The sequence below is a fragment of the Lacinutrix mariniflava genome (assembly GCF_001418015.1).
GTDB classification, from domain to species: domain Bacteria; phylum Bacteroidota; class Bacteroidia; order Flavobacteriales; family Flavobacteriaceae; genus Lacinutrix; species Lacinutrix mariniflava.
In genome coordinates, this window is the sequence record NZ_LIQG01000027.1 from 167,501 (window position 1) to 191,394 (window position 23,894).

A 23,894-nucleotide genomic window follows, 5' to 3' on the forward strand; every position below is an offset into this window, starting at 1 on the left:
GTTTTATAGAGGTAGAGCTACTGATTGGATGCGGGGGCTTCACCGCCTACCAATTCCTGACAAACTCCGAATGCTATAAAATGTTAATCAGCAGTGAGGGCATGGGTGCTAAGGTCCATGTCCGAGAGGGAAAGAACCCAGACCATCAGCTAAGGTCCCAAAATATATGTTAAGTTGAATAAACGAGGTTGAACTGCTTTGACAGCTAGGATGTTGGCTTGGAAGCAGCCATTCATTTAAAGAGTGCGTAACAGCTCACTAGTCGAGCGGTTCGGCATGGATAATAATCGGGCATAAACATATTACCGAAGCTATGGACTTGTAAAAGTGGTAGGGGAGCATTGTAGTGGCGTTGAAGGTGTGCTGTGAGGCATGCTGGAGTAGCTACAAAAGAAAATGTAGGCATAAGTAACGATAATGCGGGCGAGAAACCCGCACTCCGAAAGACTAAGGTTTCCTCAGCTATGCTAATCAGCTGAGGGTTAGTCGGGACCTAACGCGAACCCGAAAGGGGTAGTGGATGGACAACAGGTTAATATTCCTGTACCTGCTCTCATTAAAAGTGACGGAGGCGAAAAGTTAGTGCGCACAGACGGAATTGTGCGTTGAAGAGAGTGGTAACACCTCGATAGTACACTAAGACTACGGTCGCGGTGATAATCTAGCAAATCGACTTCCAAGAAAAGCGAGAGAAGCAGCCCGTACCCTAAACCGACACAGGTAGTTGGGATGAGAATTCTAAGGAGCTCGAGAGATTCATGGCTAAGGAACTAGGCAAAATAGACCTGTAACTTCGGGAGAAAGGTCGCCACCCTTCGGGGTGGCCGCAGTGAAAAGGTCCAGGCGACTGTTTATCAAAAACACAGGGCTATGCTAAATTGAAAGATGACGTATATGGCCTGACACCTGCCCGGTGCTGGAAGGTTAAGTGGAGTTGTTAGCTTCGGCGAAGCAATCAAATGAAGCCCCAGTAAACGGCGGCCGTAACTATAACGGTCCTAAGGTAGCGAAATTCCTTGTCGGGTAAGTTCCGACCTGCACGAATGGTGCAACGATCTGGACACTGTCTCAGCCATGAGCTCGGTGAAATTGTAGTATCGGTGAAGATGCCGATTACCCGCTGTGGGACGAAAAGACCCCGTGCACCTTTACTATAGCTTAGTATTGGTTTTGGATAAGTAATGTGTAGGATAGGTGGGAGACTTTGAAGCGGCGTCGCTAGGCGTTGTGGAGTCATTGTTGAAATACCACCCTTTGCTTATCTAGAGTCTAACCTTCAATGAAGGGACAGTGCTTGGTGGGTAGTTTGACTGGGGTGGTCGCCTCCAAAAGAGTAACGGAGGCTTCTAAAGGTTCCCTCAGCACGCTTGGTAACCGTGCGTAGAGTGCAATGGCATAAGGGAGCTTGACTGAGAGACCTACAAGTCGATCAGGTACGAAAGTAGAGCATAGTGATCCGGTGGTTCCGTATGGAAGGGCCATCGCTCAAAGGATAAAAGGTACGCCGGGGATAACAGGCTGATCTCCCCCAAGAGCTCATATCGACGGGGGGGTTTGGCACCTCGATGTCGGCTCGTCACATCCTGGGGCTGGAGAAGGTCCCAAGGGTTGGGCTGTTCGCCCATTAAAGTGGCACGCGAGCTGGGTTCAGAACGTCGTGAGACAGTTCGGTCTCTATCTACAGTGGGCGTTAGAAATTTGAGTGGATCTGACTCTAGTACGAGAGGACCGAGTTGGACTAACCTCTGGTGTATCTGTTGTTCCGCCAGGAGCATTGCAGAGTAGCTACGTTGGGAAGGGATAAGCGCTGAAAGCATATAAGCGCGAAACCCACCACAAGATGAGATTTCTTTAAAGGGTCGTAGGAGATTACTACGTTGATAGGTCATAGGTGTAAAGGCAGTAATGTCATAGCCGAGTGATACTAATAACCCATAGGCTTATTGTACGCCTGTTTTTTTACTAAGTACAATACATATTATTACGATTTTCATGTTTAATACACTAAAGTGTACTTTTTTCAATATGTTATTTTATACGGTTAAGTAGTTGATCTTAAATCACTACATACACCGAAAGACTTAAGGTGATTATTGCGATAGGGCTCACCTCTTACCATTCCGAACAGAGAAGTTAAGCCTATTTGCGCCGATGGTACTACATTCGTGGGAGAGTAGGTCGTCGCCTTTTTTAGAGAATCCTCAACATTTATTTGTTGAGGATTTTTTTTGTGATAAACTTAAATAGAAATTTGTTGCTATAAAGACATGCGGTTAATAATAAGTAAATAAAAACTTGTTGTCAAATACATGTGATTATTTAAGGTAGATAGTTTGTGCAAGATTATAGTTAGGAATAATTATAATCTGTTCTTCTATGGATAGACTTAAATATTAGTTGGCTGTGCTTTGCGAGAGTGATAGAAACGGCATCCTTTTTTATTTAGACAAGATACTATAGTCTTATCTGACTGTTTGATTTTACTTGTTTTACTTTCAGCGAAACAGGTGATTATAAAAAAGATATAGTGGATAGCGCGGTTTTTATTTTTCTTAAAAACTTGCCATAATTATTTCATTTTAATTTCGGAATAGATATTCTTTAGATTGACTTTTATTTTATTTATATTTAGCTATAAATCTTTTTAGCATTGAAAATAGTAAATAAAAAAACATTATACTTTTCGGAAGGTAAATCGGACAAAGTTTATGAGGTTGACTTATGCGAATCGGGATCCGATTTATTTGTTGTTAATTTTAGATACGGAAGGAGAGGTGCTAATTTAAGAGAAGGCACTAAGACGGTATTTCCGGTTTCTTATGATGAAGCTTTAGTTGTTTTTTCGAACCTTGTAACTAGTAAAGAAAGTAAAGGATATAGTGAATTATTGTCTTCAACTACTGAAGAGAAAGATATTGATCAATTGGTTTCTGTGCTTAATAATGATAGAGAGAAAACTATATTAAAATATTTAAAGGATGCTATTCAAGGAGTTTATACTAGAGATTGGAAGGTTTCTAGAATTATACTTAAGGCGACTTCTTTAAATGTGGTTAAGGCTATTCCTTTTATAAATCACTTTATAGATTCGAAAGATGTTTTTGAGCAATATAATTCTATATACGCATTAGCAAAGTTTAATGATATTTCTAATCAAGATAAGATATATGAGGTATTTGAGTCGAAAAAATTTGATGATATAGTAGGTAGGATTAGTGCATCTTATATTTTAAAACTTGCTGATGAGCATTATAAGGATAAAATTATAAAACAGGTATATGAGTTACTTCCTGAAGAATTAAAGGTTCAGTCTGGAAATAGTGTTTCATTTTTTAATGCGCTTTCTGTTTACTTTTTAAGTGCTAATGCAATTGATTCTTCGGTATTATATTATATCTATTTGTATTCTATTAATGATATTACACTTAGAGATCAATTATATTCATTTCTTGAAAAAGCACCTTTGAAAATTAATTTTTTCAAATCTATACGTTACATATATAGGGCATCTGATGTTTTAAATGATGTTATATTTTTTGCATTAACGTCTAAAAGAATAGCTATTAGTAAACCTGGTTATACTTCGGATTATTTATATGTTAACGATCAATGGACTGCAGCAGATGTTGAAAAACAAAAGCCAAATCCAACGATAACGTTTTCTAAAAAGACAAAGAACTATTTTAACAAGGCTACTTATAAATTTGTTTATGAAATAAGTAAGGTTGACAGAGAACTTTATGTTGATTATTCTAAAACGCTTTTAGTTTCTCTTGATGACAAGATAGATAATGTTAAAGAAGATATTCAGTATCATTATAATTACGATAGAGACACTAGACGTTACTATACTGTAAAACGAATTTCCCCAAAGTATCATGATTTTCTAGCTTTGATGTATATTGTTTACGGAAGTTCTACTCGTTTGCAGAGTCAGAATAATAATTGGTTTTATATAGATAGTGAAACTGATAGTTTACCAAGAGAAGAAGCTTTGCCTAGTTTATGGGATGCTAAAGAAAAGGATGTAATTTATATTTTAGCGAATGCTAAGAGTGAAATTGCAGTGCAATTTGCTCTAAGAATTATTAAAGATAATGCTCATTTTTTAGAAAACGTTGATGATGTTTTATTAGTACAATTAGTTTCTCATTATCATCCAAAGGTATTAGAGTCTGTTTTAGATATTGTAGAACAGCGATTTCAATCTGTTAAACCTGAAAGCAGTTTGTTATTCTCATTAATTAAATCTAATAATGAAAGAGCACATGCTTTAGGATTTAAGTGGTTAACACAATATGAATCTCAATATTTTGCTGAATTAAACTTCAACGAACAACTATTGTTATTAGGTAATGATAATGTTATTATATATTTAAAAGCATTATTTGAAGATTCGGTAGAATATAATACTCCTTTAAGTATAGATAAATTGAACGCTTTATTTAGTTCACCATCAATATATGCTTTTGAGTATCTTATTAAGGTTAATGATTTAATAGGAAACACCCATTTTGGTAAATTACTCAGTAAAGTTTCTGAAGAGAAAATAATAGAATTAGCCAATTCAACAGAAGTCATCAATAAATTATTCGCTGCAAATCTTGCTAAGCAGAATTCAATATCAACCTATCAATTATTTAAAGACACTATTGATAGTTATATTAATTCGGATAACGCTCAATTAAGACAAGTAGGAATCGAGTTATTATCTCATTTTCCGGATGAATTTCTTTTAGAAAATCATAATAAAATAAGTGCCTTTTGTTTTTCGGAATACGATGAAGTTAGAGAAGCTATTCAGCCAACAGTAGAAAGGCTGATTACATTAGATGAAGGTTTTAAAAATAATCTTTTTAAATCTTTAATAAGAGCAGTTGAAACAGTAGAAACTTATGATGGATTACATAAAAATTGCTACGACCTTTTAACAACGAACTATAAACAGTATTTAAGTAGTATTTCTCAAGAGAACATATTTGGACTGATATTATCGAAATACGATTATGCACAAATACTAGGTGAACCATTATTTAAAAAACATATCGATTTAGAAAAACTGAATTTAAAGGAGATTGTTAAATTTGGAAATAGTGACATTTTTGAAATTAGAAATACTGTAAAAAACTATTTCGAAAACCATGTATCTAAAGTAAATTACGAATTAGAAGATGCGTTATTAATTTTTAATTCGGATTGGGAAGACATAATTACTTGGGCTACTAAATATTTTGAAGAACATATTAAGCCAGAAACATGGACTGTAGATATGTTGCTTTACGCTTGCGATCATACAAAAAAAGAAGTTCAGCATTTTGGACGAAAAATGATAACACAACATTTTACTGAAGAAAAAGGCTTGCCTTTATTATTAAAACTTCAAGAACATCCAACAAAAACAATGCAGTTTTTTGTTACTAATTATCTAGATAATTATGCAAAAGGCAATGTAGAAGTTATCTTGAAATTAGAAACTTACTTTAAAACAACCTTGTTTAATATTAATGAAAATAGAGTTGCCAAAACTAGAGTTTATACTTTTTTAGAACAAGAATCTATTAAAAACAAATCTGTTGCAGTTATGACAACACGATTAATAGAAACTGTTTTAGGAACAAATACATTAATAGATACCAGTAATAATATTGATTTATTACTAACTATAGCAGAAGCGCATCCAGATATAGAAATTCCATTATTAATAAAACAGAATTAATTGTATGCAGTTTAATTTTAAATATGGAGGATCGAGTAGTGTAAACAATGGAGTATCTACAACAGGAGTTAGTTTTGCTCCAGACGTTTTACGAGAACCAACTTTTTTTGTTGGCACATTAAATAAAAAAATTCCATTTAGAGAAGCCATTTCTGCACTGCATCATGTTGTGGTTGCCGATTTTAATTTTCAACCCAAAGATAATTCCGAATATTTAGCTTGGTTAAAAAGTCAAGAAGAAATTTGGTTGGCAGAAGCAAGTAGCGATCTTTCTAAATTACAAACAGAAATACATCATGTACGTTCTCAATTAGAAGGTCTTCGTAAAGAACGCGATGTTATAATGAAACCTTATTATAAGGCACAAAGTAATTATTTTAAACATCTTTATAAAAGAGATATGGATGCTTGGATGGTTTTAGATCCTGTAATTACAGTCCATCCAGACCAAGTGTTTTTCGAATGTTTTAGTAAAGATGAATCCGTTTACGGAAAACTATCTTGCGGTTACGATGTCTTTAATAATATAAGTGACTTTAAATGTGGTACAACAAATATCGATTATTCGAAGACATTATATGAAGAGTTTCAGAAAATAAGAACTTATAAGGAAACCGATTTTAAAATAGATCCGAAAGGATTTGATGTTAAAACAACAGGAGAAGATAACTATAGAGAAGTAAAAATAGATTTACCAGACAGTTGGGTTCGCGGCTTTCTGCAAGTAAGTACAGCAATGACCTCTAAAAAAGTTTCTTTTAAATTAGAAGCTATAGATATTGCTAATTTTATTTCAGTATTAAAAAGAAACAAAGAGCGTAAAGGACCACGTTCTATTAAATATATACTAAATCCAGGAGAACCAATTGTTGCTGTTTTCGAACCTTGGAATATAGAAGTTGTTTGTAAACAATCTATTTATAAAGGAGATAGTGCACAAGAAATAAGAGTTTGGGGAAGAAGACGAATTCTACTTTTAGAACGTTTATTACCAATAACAAATACATTTACTGTACACCTTTTAGGAAATGGAATGCCTTCGTTTTATACAGCACATTTAACGTCAGAAATGTATTTTACTTTAGGACTTTCTGGTTGGACAGCTAACGATTGGACACAATCTAGTCAATTAGATTTACTATCACCAAGAGGACAAGTTCCTGCAAAAACAATGCAAAGTGTCTATTTAGAATTGCGAAAGCATTGGTTTGCAACTGAAACAGAAATTGCTAAAACCATGAACTTAGATGTGTCTGTTGTCAATAAATCGTTAGAAACATTTACGCAAGCAGGAAAAGTTATTTTCGATTTAAAAAACAAAGTATATCGTATTCGAGAATTAAAAAGAGAAGGAATAGATATAGAATCTCTACGTTTTTCTAGTGAAACAGATAAAGAAGCTTATAAATTAATGGAACAAAACGCTGTTTCAGATTTAAAAGTTGAGCATAAAAACGATGAAATTACACTTAAAAGTACTGTAAGTAATAAATATAAAGTTGTTACAACAATAGATAATGACTTAAAAATAGTAGATGGTAGTTGCACATGCAGTTACTATTATGAAAACAAAATGACCAAAGGACCTTGTGAACATATATTGGCAACAAGAATCACTTTTGATAAAAAATAATATTATATTTAAACCATGGTAGTAATAAGATAAAAACCTTGCATTTTGATTGGTGTATCGCCAATCTTGCTTAAAGACACCGAACGCGTCACTGACTCGAACTTAACTTGTGAAATAGGTACTAGTGTACTATTTCCGGTTAGACTTCTGCGAAGTGAAATAATACACTAGTACCTATTTCACTGGAGTTGTTCAATTCAGTCTTGAGAATCGTACGAAGGGAATTAAATAGACATCTTATTGCTACCTTTTTATTATATGAAAAATTCTACAGAAAGAAGACAGGAAATTTATGATAAAATAAAAGCGTCTTCAAAACAAGAATACATACTTTCTGAAATGAAACGTTTGGGTTTTTGGAATCAAGAAGAACTTGATTTCGAAAGCGTTAATGCTTTTTTTAAAGAGGAGACAGAACTGTCTAAAAAGTTACAAGGGCTTTTAAAGGAAAAACGAGTTATTGAAGATCCTGAAGCTTTTTTAGCCAAGAAACACCAAGAACGTAAATTAGCATCTAAGCAATCTCAAAAAGAAACTAAAGAAAGACGCGAAAAAGAACGCTTAGAAAAGGCAGCACGTTGGAAAACGTCTAAAGAAAAAGATATTGTTTATCTTGGTTCTGGTTATTCTAATAACCTTAATAAAAAAGAATCTGATGTTACACGATTAAAAACGCAACAATTACCTGTTTTAAATACAGCCGAAGATTTAGCTTCTGCTTTAGGTATAACGGTTGGCGAACTTCGGTTTTTATCTTTTACACGAAAGAATTCTAAGATTAGTCATTATAAGCGATTTCAAATGCCAAAAAAATCTGGTGGTTATCGTTTAATTTCTGCACCAATGCCTAAATTAAAAAAGGCGCAACATTGGATTTTAGAGCACATATTAAATAACGTAAAAGTACACGATAATGCACATGGTTGCGTTATTGGTAAATCTATAAAAACAAATGCAGTACCTCATATTGGAAAAGCTGTAGTTGTAAATCAGGATTTTAAAAACTTCTTTCCATCGGTAACTTATAATAGAATTAAAGGTGTGTTTATGTCTTTAGGATATTCTAATCAAGTAGCAACTATTTTGGCTTTATTATGTTCTGAGCCTAAAATACTAGACGTTTCTTTATTAGGTGAAGATTATTATGCACAACGCGGAGAACGTTTTTTGCCACAAGGTTCACCTTGCAGTCCAGCAATCACCAATGTTTTATGTAGGAAGTTAGATTTTAGATTATCTGGTTTGGCAAAAAAGTATGATTTCGATTATACTAGATATGTAGACGATATTACGTTTTCTGGTGATAAAAAAAGCTTACCTAAAATTACGGCATTACTTAAATACTCTGGTAAAATAGTACGCGATGAGAACTTTATGTTGCATCCCGAAAAATTAAGAGTCATGAAACGCAATGCCAAACAAGAAGTTACTGGTGTTGTAGTTAATGAAAAAGCTAATATTGCTAAAACGTCTTTAAAGCGATTTAGAGCTTTATTACATTTAATAGAAAAAGAAGGAATAGAAGGAAAGTATTGGAATAAAGGCGGAAACGTTTTAGCTCAGATTGATGGTTACGCAAATTTTATTTTTCAGATTGATGAAGTAAAAGGTGCCATTTATAAAGAACGTGTAAATGCCATTCTTGTAAAATATAACTATAAGGAAGAACATATAAAACAATATGCGCCAAATGCTAAAAAAGGAACTTCTGGTTTATTAAGTGGGTTTATAAAGAAGGTATCTTCCTTTTTTAAGAAGTAAAGCACTTGGTTTTTAATACTGAACCATAATAAGTATGTGCGCGAACGATTACTCATAAATATTATTTGGGAAGAAATCGAGATTACTTCGTAGTTGAAACGGCATCCTTTTTTTACTATTACCTAAAAATAAATATATATTAAAGCACTTGCCTAAAAGCATTGATGCTTAAAGAAGTCTAGATTTAAAAAAGATATAGTGGATAGCGTGGTTTTTATTTTTCTTAAAAACGCGCCATAAATACTATTCATTTTATTTATCTTGAGATTCTGTATAGAAATACTAAAAATGACTACAAACAAGGAATTAGATTTAGCTTGGGATTTTATTAATAACACAAATAGAAATGTGTTTTTAACAGGAAAAGCGGGAACTGGAAAAACAACTTTTTTACATAAGCTAAAGATGGAGTCTTTAAAGCGAATGGTTGTTGTGGCACCAACTGGAGTTGCGGCTATTAATGCGAAAGGTGTAACTATACATTCGTTTTTTCAAATGCCATTTGGACCTATTTTGCCTAACGAAGATTTAAAAGGTTCTGGAGGTTTTAATAGAAAATTCGGCAAGACGAAGATCAATATTATTAAATCTATGGATTTATTGGTTATTGATGAAATTAGTATGGTTCGTGCAGATTTACTGGACGGTATCGATAAAACGTTGCGTCGATTTAGAGACAGAACAAAAGTTTTTGGTGGTGTACAATTATTAATGATTGGTGATTTACAACAATTATCGCCAGTTGTAAAAGATAACGAATGGCAATTATTAAAGCCTTTTTATGATAATGCTTTCTTTTTTAGTAGTCTAGCCTATAAAGAGTCGTTTGCAATTACTGTGGAGTTAAAACATATTTACAGACAGGATAATCCTAAGTTTATAGATATTTTAAATGAAATTAGAACCAATACTTTATCGCAGGAATCTGCCGATGAGTTAAATAAAAGTTACGATCCAAACTTTCAGGCCACAGAGGAGGAAGGTTACATTTCATTAACAACGCATAATTTTAAGGCGGAGCAAACTAATAAGTCCGAATTAGAGAAACTTAAAGGTAAATCTGTTAATTATAGAGCATCGGTAGAAGGTAAGTTTCCCGAGTTTTCATATCCAACAAAAGAAATTTTAAACTTAAAAGTTGGTTCTCAGGTTATGTTTATTAAAAACGATAGCTCTGTAGAGAAACGTTATTTTAATGGTAAAATAGGTAAAGTTATTTTACTGGATAAGGACGAAGTTGTAGTAAAGTGTCCAGACGATGAGTTTAATATTATTACCAAACAAGAGGTTTGGGATAACATAAATTACGATGTAGATAAGGAGACTAAAGCCATTACAGAAAACAAAATTGGTTCTTATACGCAGATGCCTTTACGTTTGGCTTGGTCTATTACTATTCATAAAAGTCAAGGTTTAACTTTCGAAAAAGCCATTATAGATGCCGAAGGCGCATTTGCGCATGGGCAAACGTATGTTGCTTTAAGTCGTTGTAAAAGTCTGGAAGGTTTAGTGCTAAAAAGTAAGATTAGTTCTAACCAGATTATAAGCGATATTAATGTTATTTCGTTTAATAAAAGAGCCGAAGAAAACCAACCAGATGAAACCGTTTTAGCGAAATCTAAAAGAGAATTTCAACTCGGTATAATTGCAGAAATTTTTAATTTTTATAATTTTTTATATCCTGTTAATCGCGTTTTAGATGTCTATTATAAAAATAGAGGCAGTATTGAAGGTAATGTTGAAGCACCTTTAATCACAATAAAAGATTGTGTGGCTAGTTTACTAAAAATAGCCAATGGTTTTAAAGCACAATTAAATGAGCTTTCTGAAATTACACTTACACCAGAATCTAGTAAAGAAATACAAGAACGTTTTACAAAAGCGTTAAACTATTATAAGAAAGAAGTCGAAACGAAAATTCTTGAGCCATACAAAACGTTCAGTTTTACAACAGATAATAAAACGGTAGAAAAAGACCTTACAAAAGCTTTAGATTTATTTGAAGAGTTACTTGCTACAAAACAACTTTATTTTAAAGGTTTGGCAGATGGTTTTAAGGTGAAACTGTTTTTAGAGTTAAGGGCGAAATCTGTTTTCTTAGCAAAAGAAGCTCCAAAGAAACCTCGAAAAACAATTATCGATGGTACTACAAATGTTGAGTTGTTCGAGTTACTTCGCGAATTAAGAAATACAATTGCAAAGGATCACGATCTGGTTCATTTTCAAATTTTCACACAAAAATCTTTGTACGAAATGTGTGAAACCTTACCAACAAATTCTGCAGAATTATTAAAAGTAAGCGGTTTCGGAAAAACCAGGGTGGAGAAATACGGTAAAGATATTTTAAAAGTAATACGTGAGTATTGCGATGAAAACGATATTGAAACAGCTAAAAAATCTGAAATTTTTGAAACAGCAAAGCCTAAACGAAGAGTAGGCGAAACTAAAACAACCTCTTTAAATTTATTTAAAGCAGGAAAAGCAATAGAACAAATAGCCATGGAACGCGATTTAAATGTGGCTACAATTAGCGGACATTTATCAAGTTTTATAGATACTGGAGAGATTAAAATTTTAGACTTAATTTCCGAAAAACATTATAAAGAGTTAAAAGCTATTATTCCAAAACAGAAATTTGAGAACATTTCAGACTTAAAACACCAAATAGATAATAAGTACACTTTTGGAGAATTGCGCTTGGTTTTGGAAGATTTAGCAAGAAATAAAAAAGCGTAACCAAATTTTGGTTACGCTTTTTGTATATAAAATAAAGGTGTTATTATCCTTTAATAACGCCTCTTGAAATTACAATTTTCTGTATTTCAGAAGTCCCTTCATAAATTTGTGTAATCTTAGCATCACGCATCATACGCTCTACATGGTATTCTTTTACAAAACCATTTCCACCGTGAATTTGCACAGCTTCAACCGTTTGTTCCATTGCTACTTTAGAGGCATATAATTTTGCCATAGCACTAGACATGTCGTAATTGTTACCTTGGTCTTTATCCCAAGCAGCTTTCGTTACTAGCATTCTTGCCGCTTCAATTTCAGTATACATATCTGCTAATTTAAAAGCAATAGCTTGATGGTTGCAAATCTCTGTACCAAAAGCTTTACGTTCTTTAGAATACTTTAATGCTAATTCATAAGCACCTTGGGCAATTCCTAAAGCTTGCGCAGCAATACCAATACGTCCTCCAGAAATTGTTTTCATTGCAAATCTAAAACCAGAACCATTGGCTCCAATTCTATTTTCTTTAGGTACTTTTACATCATTAAATTGTAATGTATGTGTATCACTTCCTCTTATTCCTAATTTGTCTTCTTTAGGTCCAACGTCAAAACCAGGTGTTCCTTTTTCAACAATAAATGCATTAATTCCATGAGAACCTTTGTGCACATCTGTTTGTGCAATCACTAAATAAACATCGGCTCTTCCACCACTTGTAATCCAGTTTTTAGTTCCGTTAATTACATAGTGATCTCCTTTGTCTATTGCTGTTGTTTTTTGCGATGTAGCATCACTTCCAGCTTCAGGTTCACTTAAACAAAAAGCACCTACAAACTCACCAGTAGCAAGCTTTGACAAGTATTTTTGTTTCTGTTCTTCACTACCATAAGCCTCAAGACCATAACATACTAAAGAATTGTTTACAGATACTATTACAGAAGCCGAAGCATCAATTTTAGAAAGCTCTTCCATAATAAGAATATAAGAAATAGCGTCCATACCACTTCCTCCATATTTAGGATCTACCATGATACCCATAAAACCTAAATCACCCATTTTTTTTACTAACTCTTTTGGGAATTCTTGTTTATTATCACGCTCTATTACACCTGGTAATAATTCGGTTTGTGCAAAATCGCGAGCTGCGTCGCGTATCATTATATGTTCTTCGGTTAAGCTAAAATCCATATGTATATTTAATGTTAATTTGATAAATTTAGACTGCAAATATAGCTTTTTATTAGCTTTTTATCAATAGATATTTCTATTTTTACACAATATGATAAAACGTAAATACACTGTTATTGGTGTTATGTCTGGCACTTCTTTAGACGGAATAGATTTAGCATTGATTAATTTTGATTTGAATGAGAATTGGTCTTTTAAAATTATTAAGGCAGATACTATCGCTTACGCGGAAGAATGGCTTGGTAAATTGAAAACTTTAATTAAGCATTCAAAAGAAGAACTAGCGACTTTAGATAAAGAATACACTTTGTACTTAGCTGAAGTTATTCAGAATTTTATAACAGAAAATAACATTTCATCTTTAGATGCTATCTGCTCTCATGGACACACAGCATTGCATAAACCAGAAAGCGGATTAACATACCAAATAGGAAATCTTCCTGTCTTAAATAAAATATTAAACCAAACAATAGTCTGCGATTTTAGAGTTCAAGATGTTGCTTTAGGAGGTCAAGGCGCGCCTTTAGTCCCAATTGGAGATCAATTATTGTTTTCAGAATATAACTATTGTGTAAACCTTGGCGGTTTTGCAAATGTTTCAACAGAAATTAAAGGACAAAGAATAGCTTTTGATATCTGTCCGGTAAATATCGTCCTTAATAAGTATGTCTCAGTATTAGGTGTTGCTTATGATGATAAAGGTCATTTAGCAAAAGAAGGAATAGTAAATAATAATTTGTTAAACCAGTTAAATAGCCTTCGGTTTTATAAAGAGAGTTATCCAAAATCTTTAGGATTAGAATGGGTTAATGAAATCATTTTTCCAATTATTGATAGTTACAATCTTTCAGTTAAAGATAGTCTAAGAACCTTTGTAGAGCACGTAGCTGTTCAAATTTCTAATGTTTTAAATATGCAACAAAATGCATCAGTACTAGTAACAGGAGGAGGTGTTTTTAATTCTTTTCTAATGTCCCGAATTGGAGATTTATGTCACAACCAAATTCAAATCCCTTCAAAAGAAATTATAGAATTTAAAGAGGCTTTAATTTTCGGATTCTTAGGCGTTTTAAAATTAAGAAGCGAAAACAATTGCTTAGCCAGTGTTACAGGCGCAAAAAAGGATCATTCTTCAGGTGTAATATTTCAATCGTAAAAATATATATTTTATTACTTTATGCACCTTTAGTTTTTTATATTTGTTAAATTAATAAATCAGCATTTAAATGAATCAACTTTAGCTACGTTTCAATAATATTTTCAGAAAACAGATAATACAAATTGATAACGTTACAATAGACTAAAATGAAAGAATTACTTAAAATATACGAAAATAAAGAACCAGAAATTGTTTTTAACTGGAAAGACGCAGAAACAGAAGCCGAAGGTTGGACAGTAATAAACTCACTTAGAGGAGGAGCTGCAGGTGGAGGAACAAGAATGCGTAAAGGTTTAGATATGAACGAAGTTCTATCTTTAGCAAAAACAATGGAGGTTAAATTTACCGTTTCTGGACCGGCAATTGGTGGTGCAAAATCAGGTATTAATTTCGATCCTAAAGATCCAAGAAAAAAAGGTGTTTTAGAGCGTTGGTATAAAGCCGTTTCTCCATTACTTAAAAGTTATTATGGAACAGGAGGCGATTTAAATGTCGATGAAATCCATGAGGTAATTCCAATTACAGAGCAATCTGGTGTTTGGCATCCTCAAGAAGGTGTGTTTAACGGTCACTTTAAACCAACAGAGGCAGATAAAATCAATCGTATTGGCCAATTACGTCAAGGTGTTATTAAGGTTATCGAAAATCCTGGGTTTTCACCAGACGTTGCAAGGAAATACACTGTTGCAGACATGATTACAGGTTATGGTGTTGCCGAAGCTGTAAAACATTATTACGAAATTTATGGAGGAAGCGTTGTTGGAAAACGCGCTGTTGTTCAAGGTTTTGGTAATGTAGGTTCTGCAGCAGCTTATTATTTAGCACAAATGGGAGCTAAAGTGGTTGGTATTATAGATATTTCTGGAGGTGTTATTAAAGAAGAAGGTTTCTCTTTCGATGAGATTACAAATTTCTTTTTAACTAAAAACGGAAATACATTAGCTGCCGAAAACATGATTCCTTTTTCAGAAATGAACGAACGCGTTTGGTCACTACAAACAGAAATATTTGCACCTTGTGCAGCATCTCGTTTAATAACGCAAGATCAAATTAGCCAAATGATTAATACAGGACTTGAAGTTATTTCTTGTGGAGCAAATGTGCCTTTTGCAGATAAAGAAATTTTCTTTGGTAGCATTATGGAATCTACAGACGAGAAAGTAAGTCTTATTCCAGATTTTATCTCAAACTGTGGAATGGCAAGAGTATTTGCATACTTTATGGAACGTAAAGTGCAAATGACGGATGATGCTATTTTCAACGATACCTCAAGTATTATTAAAAAAGCAATTCAAAATACATACGATAAAAACCCTAGCAAGACTGAAATCAGTAAAACAGCTTTCGAAATTGCATTAACTCAACTTGTTTAAAACCCTCATTAATAAAATATATGGAAACAGCAATAATTCTAGTATTCGTCATTGGTTATTTAGCCATTACATTAGAGCACAGTATTAAAATCGATAAGTTAATTCCCGCTTTAGTTATGATGGCTATAAGTTGGGCTTTAATCTCTTTAGGAATAGATTCATTTCCTAATTGGTTCGATTCTGCTAATCATGCCTTAGTCGAAAATTTTCCGGCTTTAGGTCATATAGCAAAAATGGACCTAATGGAAGAGACATTATTGCATCATCTTGGTAAAACTGCCGAAATATTGGTGTTTCTATTAGGAGCAATGACGATTGTAGAGATTATCGATTATTTCGATGGTTTTTCAACAATTAAAAACTTTATTAAAACAAAGAAGAAATCAAAGATCCTTTGGATTTTCTGTTGTTTAGCGTTTGTGCTTTCAGCAATTATAGATAATTTAACAGCTACAATTGTGTTAATATCAATACTTCAAAAAATTGTAAAAGATAGAAGTGTACGTATATGGTATGCAGGTTTAATAATTATTGCAGCAAATGCAGGTGGTGCTTTTTCTCCAATTGGAGATGTAACAACGACTATGCTTTGGATTGGGAAAAAAGTATCAACAGGACATTTATTTGGTTACCTATTGTTGCCATCATTAATATGTATGTTAGTACCTACTTTTATAGCTTCATTTTTACCAGCTTTCAGAGGTAACTTAGATGTTGAAGAAGAAACTAACGACAAACCCAAAAGTCGTTTCAGTGGTACAATGTTATATTTAGGATTAGGAGCAATTGTTTTTGTGCCTATCTTTAAAATGGTAACACATTTGCCTCCTTATGTTGGAATGATGTTGTCTTTAGGAATTGTAGCCATTTTTGCAGAAATATATAGTTCTTCAAAATTCAGTTTAACAGAAATTGATGGAGCAGAGAGTGATGCACATGCGCACCACAGTCCGGTACATCATTCATTATCTAAAATCGAATTACCAAGTATTCTATTTTTCTTAGGTATTTTAATGGCAGTAGCAGCTTTAGAATCTTTAGGAACATTATTTCTATTTGCAGATTCTTTACAGACCTCAGTACCAATGTTAGGAACAGAAATTCACGTTGCAGGACATGAAGGTGTTTCAGATTTAGTAGTTATTTTATTAGGAATTGGTTCAGCAGTAATTGATAACGTACCTTTAGTTGCAGCAAGTTTAGGTATGTTCCATGAGCCTATGGATAACGAACTTTGGCACTTTATTGCTTACGCAGCAGGAACAGGTGGTAGTATGTTAATTATTGGTTCTGCAGCAGGAGTTGTTGCTATGGGAATGGAAAAAATTGACTTTTTCTGGTATTTCAAAAAAATCTCTTGGTTAGCATTAGTAGGGTTTTTAGCAGGAACATTAGTGTTCTTTTGGACTAGAACATTGTTTTAGAGTAATTCATAAATACGAGATTAAAAATATTAACGTTATACATTTATCTAAACACACAATATGTTAAGCACTTTATTACAAGACGCATCTCAAGATGCAGAGTTATTAGTTGATGGTGAAACAACCGAAAAAACATTATCAATAATCGAGTTAATCACAACTGGAGGTACAGCTGGAATAATAATAATAGGCTTACTATTCGTTTTGTTTGTAGCCGCACTTTATATTTATTTCGAAAGAATAATGGCTATAAAGGAAGCCTCAAAGGTTGATGCTAATTTTATGAATCAAATTAAAGACTACGTAAGTAGTGGTAAAATTGATTCGGCTCAAAATTTATGTTCACAAACTAATTCACCTGTATCAAGACTAATTAGTAAAGGTATTTCTAGAATAGGAAAACCGTTAGACGATATCAATACAGCTATAGAAAATGCCGGCCGTTTAGAGATTTATAGCCTAGAAAAAAACGTGAGTGTTTTAGCTACAATTTCTGGTGCAGCACCAATGATTGGTTTTCTTGGAACAGTTATTGGAATGATTCTTTCTATATTCGAAATAGCAAACTCTGGTGGTTCTATCGATATTAAAACGTTAGCAGATGGTTTGTATACAGCAATGACAACAACAGTTGGAGGTTTAATTGTAGGAATCGTAGCATATATAGCATATAACCATGTTGTTGTAAAAACAGATAAAGTGGTATATCAAATGGAAGCAAATTCATTAGAATTTTTAGACCTTTTAAATGAACCAATCTAATAACTAATTTATGAATTTACGCGGAAGAAATAAAGTAACACCAGAATTCAATATGTCTTCAATGACGGATATTGTGTTTCTATTACTTATCTTTTTTATGATTGCTTCTACACTAGTTTCAGCTGAAGCCATAGATTTGTTATTACCAAGTTCTACAAGTAAAACAACACAAACTAAAAGTGTATCTGTAAGTGTAGATAAAAATAATAGCTACTATATAGATCTAAAAAAAGTATCAAAAGAAACACTTGAGTCTGAATTGTTAGCAAAAATTGGAGGAGCAGAGTCTCCAACAATTACAATTCGTTCAGATCAAGATGTAGAAATGAAACACGTAGTCTATATAATGGATATTGCAAATAGAAATAAGATTAAATCAACTTTAGCAGTAAAATCTCAATAATTTGAAATATCTACAAACAAAACACGAGCAAAACTCAGCTAAAATCACAACTTTAATTGTTGTAATTGTTGTGTTGTTATGCTTTGTAGTAGGACAGGATTATCAAGATTTACCTGAAGAGTATGGAGTTGCTATTAATTTTGGAGACGCCAGTGTTGTAAACGATAATTCAGAACCAAGTACATCATCTAAAGTTCAAGAATCAGCATTAGAAGAGTCCGAAGAGGTTTTAGAAGAGGAAGTTGTCGAAGATGAAGTTGCTGAAGAGATTTTAGAGGAGGAAAACATCGAAGAAGATATAGAGAAAGCAGCATTAGAAGCTAAACAAGAAGAAGAAGAGGCCGAAAAGCAACTTCAAGAAGAATTAGCTGAAAAAGAATTAGCAGAGAAAGAAGAGGCAGAGAAAGCTAAAGCGGAAGAGGCTGCTAAAGCCGCCGAAACCGAAAAAGCTGAAAAGGCAGCCGAAGCAGAAAAGTTATTAGCCCAACAAGAAGAAGAAGCTCTAAGGGTGAAAAACGAAAAGGAGGCAAAAGAGGCAAAAGAGGCAAAAGAAGCTAAGGAAAAATTAGAAAAAGAAACTAAGGCGAAGGCAGATAAAGCTGAAGCTGAAAAAAAAGCAGCAGCGGCAAAAGAGGCAAAAGCTAAAGACGATGCAGTAGCCAAAGCTAAGGCAAGTGCAGATAAAGCAGCAAAAGAAGCTAAAGCCAAAGCAGATGCTGCAGCAAAAGCAAAGGCTCAAAAAGCAGCAGCAGATAGAGCAGCAAAAGCAAAGTCGGCAGCAGAAGCAAAAGCTAAAGCTGCACAAGCAGCTGCGGCAAAAGCAGCTAGTGATAAAGCAGCAGCAGCAGCAGCAGCAAAAAAGAAAAGTGAAGGAAATAAGACTTATCGCTTTGATGTAATTGAAAATTCTCCTGTGTACCCAGGTTGTGAATCTGGTAGTAATGAAGCTAAGAAAAAATGTATGAATGATAAAGTCAGACAATTTTTATCGAAGAACTTTAATACGATACTAATATCAGACTTAGGATTAACAGGATTACAGAGAATAAGTATCCGTTTTACAATTGATGCATCAGGTAACATTATCGGAATTAGAACAAAAGGTCCAGATCCTAAATTGGAAGCAGAGGCTAAACGAGTTACTAAGTTATTACCGAAAATGAAACCAGGAATGCAACAAGGAAGACCAGTGTCAGTAACTTTTAATCTGCCACTTAGTATTAAAGCTAATTAAAATAAAATTTGGTTTTAGATTAACATGAAATATTTAAACACAAAACACGAACAAAATTCAGCTAAGATAACCGCGTTAATAGTGGTTATCTTAATTTTATTGTGCTTTGTAGTAGGACAAGATTACCAAGATCCACCAGAAGAGTATGGAGTTGCGGTTAATTTTGGAAATTCAGCAGTTGGAAGTGGAAATGTACAACCAGATAAACCAATAAAGTCAGAAGACTTAAACATAAATAAGCAGCCTCAAGAAGCGCAATCAGAACCTAACAAGGCAGAAGAACAAGCTGAGGATTCTCAATCTGCAGCAGCTTCTCAGGAGGTTAAAGAAGATGTATTAACTCAAGATACAGAAGAAGCTATTGCGATAAAAAAAGGAGAGGCAGTAAAAAAGGCAAAAGCAGAAGCAGATGCTAAAGCAAAAGAAGCAGCAGTAAAAAAAGCCAAGGCTAAAGCAGATGCTGAAGCAAAAAAGAAAGCTGAAGAAGCTAAGAAAAAAGCAGAAATAGATGCCATGTTAGGAGGAATGAATAATTCCGATGGAGAATCTAGTGGTAGTGAAGGGAACGATAATACAGCAGGAGATAAAGGGCAGTTAGATGGGACTCCTTATGCGCCAAGTTACTTTGGTGGAGGAAAAGGTAATGGAGGAGTAGGTTCCGGTCTTGGTGGGCGTGGGCAAGGCAAATTTAACGAAGTTAAACAAGAATGTAACGAAACAGGTTTAGTTGTTGTTTTGGTGGAAGTAGATAGAAGTGGTCGAGTGGTTAAAGCAACACCAGGAGTTAGAGGGACAGAGAATACTGCACCTTGTTTATTGGAACCTGCAAGAAAGATTGCAATGTCTGGTAAATGGCCAGCAGATGCAAAGGCGCCTACAAGGCAAATCGGCTTTGTAAGTATAGATTTTAAATTAGGACAATAAAAAATGACATATCAAGATACTATTAACTGGATGTTCTCTCAACTTCCAATGTATCAAAATCAAGGCAAAAGCGCATATAAAGTAGATTTAAGGAATACTATTTTATTAGCAAAGCATCTTAACAATCCAGAAATTCAATTCAAATCCATACATGTAGCAGGAACCAATGGTAAAGGTTCTACAAGTCACATGTTAGCTTCTGTTCTTCAAGAAGCAGGATACAAAGTAGGTTTGTATACTTCGCCACACTTAAAAGATTATAGAGAGCGTATCAAGATTAATGGTAAAGAAATTAGTGAGGAGTATGTAATTAAGTTTATAAAACAAAATAAAACTTTTCTCGAAAAGAATTCTTTATCTTTTTTTGAGATGACAGTTGGTTTAGCTTTTGAATATTTCGCTAATCAGAAAGTCGATATAGCTATTATCGAAGTGGGTTTAGGCGGTAGATTAGATTCGACTAATATTATCACACCAGAAGTCTCGGTAATCACAAACATAGGATTAGATCATACACAGTTTCTTGGTAATACTCATCAATCCATTGCAAAAGAAAAAGGAGGGATTATCAAGCATAATATTCCTGTTGTTATTGGAGAGACGCAAATTCAAACAAAAGATGTTTTCACTGAAATAGCAGATAACAATGATGCTAAAATTATTTTTGCTGATAAAATTCAAACAATAAATTATAAAAGTGACTTAAAAGGTGATTATCAAAATAAAAATATTAAAACGGTTGTTAGTGTAATTAATCAAATACAATTAAAAGGTTTTAATATTTCATCGGAAAATATCAAAAGAGGTCTATTAAATGTAGTCCATAATACTGGATTACTTGGTAGATGGCAAATATTAAAACACAATCCAAAAGTTATTTGCGATACAGCTCATAATAGAGAAGGTTTAGAAATTGTAATAAATCAACTCAAAAAGGCAGAGTATAGCAACTTGCATATTGTATTTGGGGTAGTAAATGATAAAGATTTAGACTCAATTATAGATCTTTTACCTATTAATGCTAAATATTATTTATGTAAACCAAATATTTTTAGAGGACTAGATGTTAATATTCTTAAGCATTACTTTAATGATAATAATTTAGTCTCAGAAGTGTATTGCTCTGTAAAGGAGGCATATAAAACAGCTTTAGAAATGGCAAATCCGGAAGATATTATTTATATAGGAGGAAGTACTTTTGTGGTGGCAGAAATTATTTAAAAGTTTTTTTTAAAAACGCTTTGTAGTTCTAAAATCTCTTGTATATTTGCGCACCGAATATATCGGGCGACTAGCTCAGTTGGTTCAGAGCACTTGGTTTACACCCAAGGGGTCAGGGGTTCGAATCCCTTGTCGCCCACTTAAATTTAAAATCCTGATGATAATTTCATCAGGATTTTTTTTTGTTTTTTCTTTGGTAGTTTTAAAATCTCTTGTATATTTGCGCACCGAATAAATCGGGCGACTAGCTCAGTTGGTTCAGAGCACTTGGTTTACACCCAAGGGGTCAGGGGTTCGAATCCCTTGTCGCCCACTTAAATTAAAAAAATCCTAATGATATTTCATTAGGATTTTTTGTTTATATCCAATTTCTATCTCATTAAAAATATTAATTTATCTTTAGTTTAAAATTAAGCGTTGAAAAAGTTAACTACACTATTTACTGGATCAATACCAAAAGTTGTTGGATAGCAAAAAATAAGTGAACTTTGGATTAAAAATTTCGATGTCCTCAGAAAGATTCTTAGCTATAGCGAATTTATTACTTCCAGAAGTACTTGTAAAGTATTTTGAGATGACTAAACATTATACTAAAGGTGAAGATATTGATTTTTACTTTACCGAATTAAATGAAACTCCAGAAGAATTTAAAAGTATTACTCTTCATTCTAAAGGCTTCTTTCCCGAAGCCACTGTTCAAGATTTTCCTATACGTGGAAAGAATGTATTTCTCCACATAACAAGGCGTAGATGGCTGAACAAAGCTACAGGAAAAGTAGTTACAAGAGATTGGCAATTAGTAGCAAAAGGAACTAGAATAACTAGTGATTTTGCTGCTTTTTTAAAAGAACTCTATTAGTAATAACGCTTCTAACACAACAGTTATAGCTAAATTCTACGGTGTAAATTCGAGAAATTTACAAAGGCAATACAAAGATTATTTAAGTGATTTCAAGCAGTGGAATCAAAAAGTACATGCAAAGCAATGGCTACTATTTCCAAAGAATATAGGAAGCTATCTTTCGTTAGATGAAACAGCTTTTTCAAATGGCGATTTATACACTATACTAACTAATAAAAAAGCAAAAGGTAAAAAAGGAGCTATAGTGTGTATGGTTAAAGGAACTAAAGCTGATACTGTTATAGAAATACTCAGTAAAATTCCATTAAAACAAAGACGAAAAGTAAAAGAAGTGACCTTAGATATGGCTGGAAACATGGGATTAATAGTTAAAAAATCATTTATCGAAGCAACATTAGTCATTGATAGATTTCATGTTCAAAAGCTTGCGTTAGATGCATTACAAGAGATTAGGATTAAGCATAGATGGGATGCACTTGATGCTGAGAACAGTGCTATAGAAAAGGCAAGAAATAATAATGAAAAATATACTCCAATACTGTTTAGTAATGGAGATACACTAAAACAATTATTGGCTAGAAGCCGCTACTTGCTATACAAATCAAATAGTAAATGGACTAAAAATCAGCAAAAAAGAGCAAAAATACTTTTTGAACATTATCCGGATTTAGAAAAAGCATATAAGCTGTGTCAAAACTTATCTTGGATATTTAATAATACTAAAGGAAAAACTTCTGCTTTAATACGTTTAGCTAAATGGGATGAAAAAGTAAGACAAGCAGCATTTAAAAGCTTCAATACCATTGCTAGAACAATGTCAATACACTATAAAAATATACTCAACTATTTTGATAACAGAAGTACTAACGCTTCTGCTGAATCTTTCAATGCTAAAATAAAAGCCTTTAGAGCACAATTTAGAGGTGTTAGAAACGTAAAATTCTTCTTATTTAGACTAACAACTATTTTTGCTTAATTTTTAAATCCCACAACTTTTGGTATTGATCCCCAACGATCTGGAGAAGGAGTAAATGAAGTAGTTAATGAAACTGCTAAAGAGGCGAAAAATCAAAACTTAGAGACGGAATATATTAATGCTAAGCCAGATATAATTGCTGCTATAGATTATATTTATAAAGTTAATGGCAATAAGAAACTGCTTGTAGTGGGGAGTTCTTATTCTGCAACATTAGCAATGTTGATAGGAGAGAACAACGATAAGGTAAAGGCTATTGCAGCTTTTAGCCCTGGAGAATACTTTAAGGGAGTGCATATTCAAAACGAAATTAAAAACTTAAATAAACCAAACTTTGTAACTGCTTCATGCTCTGAAACGGCATCGGTATCTACTTTAGTTAGTAAAATGAATGCAGGTTATCTTACACATTATAAACCAATAGAAGAAGGTATTCATGGTTCTCGAGTATTATGGGAGTCTACCAAAGGATATACGGGTTATAGGGAAGCGTTTAAGGCTTTCTTAGATGGTATATTATAATT

16 protein-coding genes, 2 tRNA genes and 2 rRNA genes (1 of these 20 cut by a window edge) are annotated in these 23,894 nt (G+C 33.4%); 19 read left to right on the forward strand and 1 reads right to left on the reverse strand.

The window, feature by feature from the left end; translation table 11 throughout:
* The 6 genes from ASC44_RS13230 to ASC44_RS13255 form a co-directional block, all read left to right on the forward strand.
* Window positions 1–1,948 (forward strand): 23S ribosomal RNA (locus tag ASC44_RS13230); it begins 873 nt to the left of the window's first position.
* A gap of 134 nt (window positions 1,949–2,082) precedes the next feature.
* Window positions 2,083–2,190, forward strand: a 5S ribosomal RNA gene (gene rrf, locus ASC44_RS13235).
* A 460-nt stretch (window positions 2,191–2,650) separates the two neighbouring features.
* Window positions 2,651–5,716, forward strand: a complete 3,066-nt coding sequence (locus ASC44_RS13240) for a hypothetical protein (protein ID WP_055448100.1) — start codon at window positions 2,651–2,653, stop codon at window positions 5,714–5,716.
* A 4-nt stretch (window positions 5,717–5,720) separates the two neighbouring features.
* Window positions 5,721–7,349: an SWIM zinc finger family protein gene (locus ASC44_RS13245; RefSeq protein ID WP_055448101.1), complete on the forward strand. Its 1,629-nt coding sequence runs from the start codon at window positions 5,721–5,723 to the stop codon at window positions 7,347–7,349.
* A gap of 258 nt (window positions 7,350–7,607) precedes the next feature.
* Entirely contained in the window at window positions 7,608–9,110 is a 1,503-nt protein-coding gene (locus tag ASC44_RS13250) for a reverse transcriptase family protein (protein ID WP_055448102.1), read from the forward strand.
* Window positions 9,111–9,398: 288 nt separating this feature from the next.
* Window positions 9,399–11,846 carry a helix-turn-helix domain-containing protein gene (locus tag ASC44_RS13255; RefSeq protein ID WP_055448103.1) on the forward strand — a complete coding sequence of 816 codons (2,448 nt, stop codon included), beginning with the start codon at window positions 9,399–9,401 and terminating at the stop codon, window positions 11,844–11,846.
* A 43-nt stretch (window positions 11,847–11,889) separates the two neighbouring features.
* On the opposite strand, the gene ASC44_RS13260 is transcribed toward ASC44_RS13255, so the two are convergent.
* Entirely contained in the window at window positions 11,890–13,032 is a 1,143-nt protein-coding gene (locus tag ASC44_RS13260; protein ID WP_055448104.1) for an acyl-CoA dehydrogenase, read from the reverse strand.
* Between the two features lie 91 nt (window positions 13,033–13,123).
* Here ASC44_RS13260 and ASC44_RS13265 point away from each other — a divergent pair, with 91 nt between their 5' ends.
* From ASC44_RS13265 to ASC44_RS13325, 13 genes are all read left to right on the forward strand, one after another.
* Complete coding sequence (locus ASC44_RS13265; protein ID WP_055448105.1) at window positions 13,124–14,188, forward strand: anhydro-N-acetylmuramic acid kinase; 1,065 nt, start codon at window positions 13,124–13,126, stop codon at window positions 14,186–14,188.
* A 149-nt stretch (window positions 14,189–14,337) separates the two neighbouring features.
* Complete coding sequence (locus ASC44_RS13270; protein ID WP_055448106.1) at window positions 14,338–15,564, forward strand: Glu/Leu/Phe/Val dehydrogenase dimerization domain-containing protein; 1,227 nt, start codon at window positions 14,338–14,340, stop codon at window positions 15,562–15,564.
* 20 nt (window positions 15,565–15,584) lie between these two features.
* Window positions 15,585–16,988 (forward strand): sodium:proton antiporter NhaD, encoded by a 1,404-nt coding sequence (gene nhaD, locus ASC44_RS13275; protein ID WP_055448107.1) that lies wholly within the window; start codon window positions 15,585–15,587, stop codon window positions 16,986–16,988.
* Between the two features lie 60 nt (window positions 16,989–17,048).
* Window positions 17,049–17,750 (forward strand): MotA/TolQ/ExbB proton channel family protein, encoded by a 702-nt coding sequence (locus tag ASC44_RS13280; RefSeq protein WP_055448108.1) that lies wholly within the window; start codon window positions 17,049–17,051, stop codon window positions 17,748–17,750.
* A gap of 10 nt (window positions 17,751–17,760) precedes the next feature.
* On the forward strand, window positions 17,761–18,153 hold the full coding sequence (locus ASC44_RS13285; protein WP_055435280.1) for an ExbD/TolR family protein: 393 nt from the start codon (window positions 17,761–17,763) through the stop codon (window positions 18,151–18,153).
* Between the two features lies 1 nt (window position 18,154).
* Entirely contained in the window at window positions 18,155–19,387 is a 1,233-nt protein-coding gene (locus tag ASC44_RS13290; RefSeq protein WP_055448109.1) for an energy transducer TonB, read from the forward strand.
* A 24-nt stretch (window positions 19,388–19,411) separates the two neighbouring features.
* Window positions 19,412–20,311: a hypothetical protein gene (locus tag ASC44_RS13295; protein ID WP_055448110.1), complete on the forward strand. Its 900-nt coding sequence runs from the start codon at window positions 19,412–19,414 to the stop codon at window positions 20,309–20,311.
* 3 nt (window positions 20,312–20,314) lie between these two features.
* Window positions 20,315–21,532 carry a bifunctional folylpolyglutamate synthase/dihydrofolate synthase gene (locus ASC44_RS13300; RefSeq protein WP_055448111.1) on the forward strand — a complete coding sequence of 406 codons (1,218 nt, stop codon included), beginning with the start codon at window positions 20,315–20,317 and terminating at the stop codon, window positions 21,530–21,532.
* Window positions 21,533–21,596: 64 nt separating this feature from the next.
* Window positions 21,597–21,671 (forward strand) — tRNA-Val (locus tag ASC44_RS13305).
* A gap of 99 nt (window positions 21,672–21,770) precedes the next feature.
* Window positions 21,771–21,845 (forward strand) — tRNA-Val (locus ASC44_RS13310).
* Window positions 21,846–22,037: 192 nt separating this feature from the next.
* Window positions 22,038–22,391 carry an ISAon1 family transposase N-terminal region protein gene (locus tag ASC44_RS13315; RefSeq protein ID WP_055448112.1) on the forward strand — a complete coding sequence of 118 codons (354 nt, stop codon included), beginning with the start codon at window positions 22,038–22,040 and terminating at the stop codon, window positions 22,389–22,391.
* Between the two features lie 25 nt (window positions 22,392–22,416).
* On the forward strand, window positions 22,417–23,370 hold the full coding sequence (locus tag ASC44_RS13320; RefSeq protein WP_055448113.1) for an ISAon1 family transposase: 954 nt from the start codon (window positions 22,417–22,419) through the stop codon (window positions 23,368–23,370).
* 189 nt (window positions 23,371–23,559) lie between these two features.
* Window positions 23,560–23,892, forward strand: coding sequence for a hypothetical protein (locus ASC44_RS13325; RefSeq protein WP_055448114.1), 333 nt, complete (start codon window positions 23,560–23,562; stop codon window positions 23,890–23,892).
* Window positions 23,893–23,894 lie beyond the last annotated feature (2 nt).

Coding starts and splice junctions, on each gene's coding strand:
- ASC44_RS13245 (WP_055448101.1), top strand. CDS start 5,721: ATGCAGTTTAATTTTAAATATGGAGGATCGAGTAGTGTAAACAATGGA.
- ASC44_RS13250 (WP_055448102.1), top strand. CDS start 7,608: ATGAAAAATTCTACAGAAAGAAGACAGGAAATTTATGATAAAATAAAA.
- ASC44_RS13255 (WP_055448103.1), top strand. CDS start 9,399: ATGACTACAAACAAGGAATTAGATTTAGCTTGGGATTTTATTAATAAC.
- ASC44_RS13260 (WP_055448104.1), bottom strand. CDS start 13,032: ATGGATTTTAGCTTAACCGAAGAACATATAATGATACGCGACGCAGCT.
- ASC44_RS13265 (WP_055448105.1), top strand. CDS start 13,124: ATGATAAAACGTAAATACACTGTTATTGGTGTTATGTCTGGCACTTCT.
- ASC44_RS13270 (WP_055448106.1), top strand. CDS start 14,338: ATGAAAGAATTACTTAAAATATACGAAAATAAAGAACCAGAAATTGTT.
- nhaD (WP_055448107.1), top strand. CDS start 15,585: ATGGAAACAGCAATAATTCTAGTATTCGTCATTGGTTATTTAGCCATT.
- ASC44_RS13280 (WP_055448108.1), top strand. CDS start 17,049: ATGTTAAGCACTTTATTACAAGACGCATCTCAAGATGCAGAGTTATTA.
- ASC44_RS13285 (WP_055435280.1), top strand. CDS start 17,761: ATGAATTTACGCGGAAGAAATAAAGTAACACCAGAATTCAATATGTCT.
- ASC44_RS13295 (WP_055448110.1), top strand. CDS start 19,412: ATGAAATATTTAAACACAAAACACGAACAAAATTCAGCTAAGATAACC.
- ASC44_RS13300 (WP_055448111.1), top strand. CDS start 20,315: ATGACATATCAAGATACTATTAACTGGATGTTCTCTCAACTTCCAATG.
- ASC44_RS13315 (WP_055448112.1), top strand. CDS start 22,038: ATGTCCTCAGAAAGATTCTTAGCTATAGCGAATTTATTACTTCCAGAA.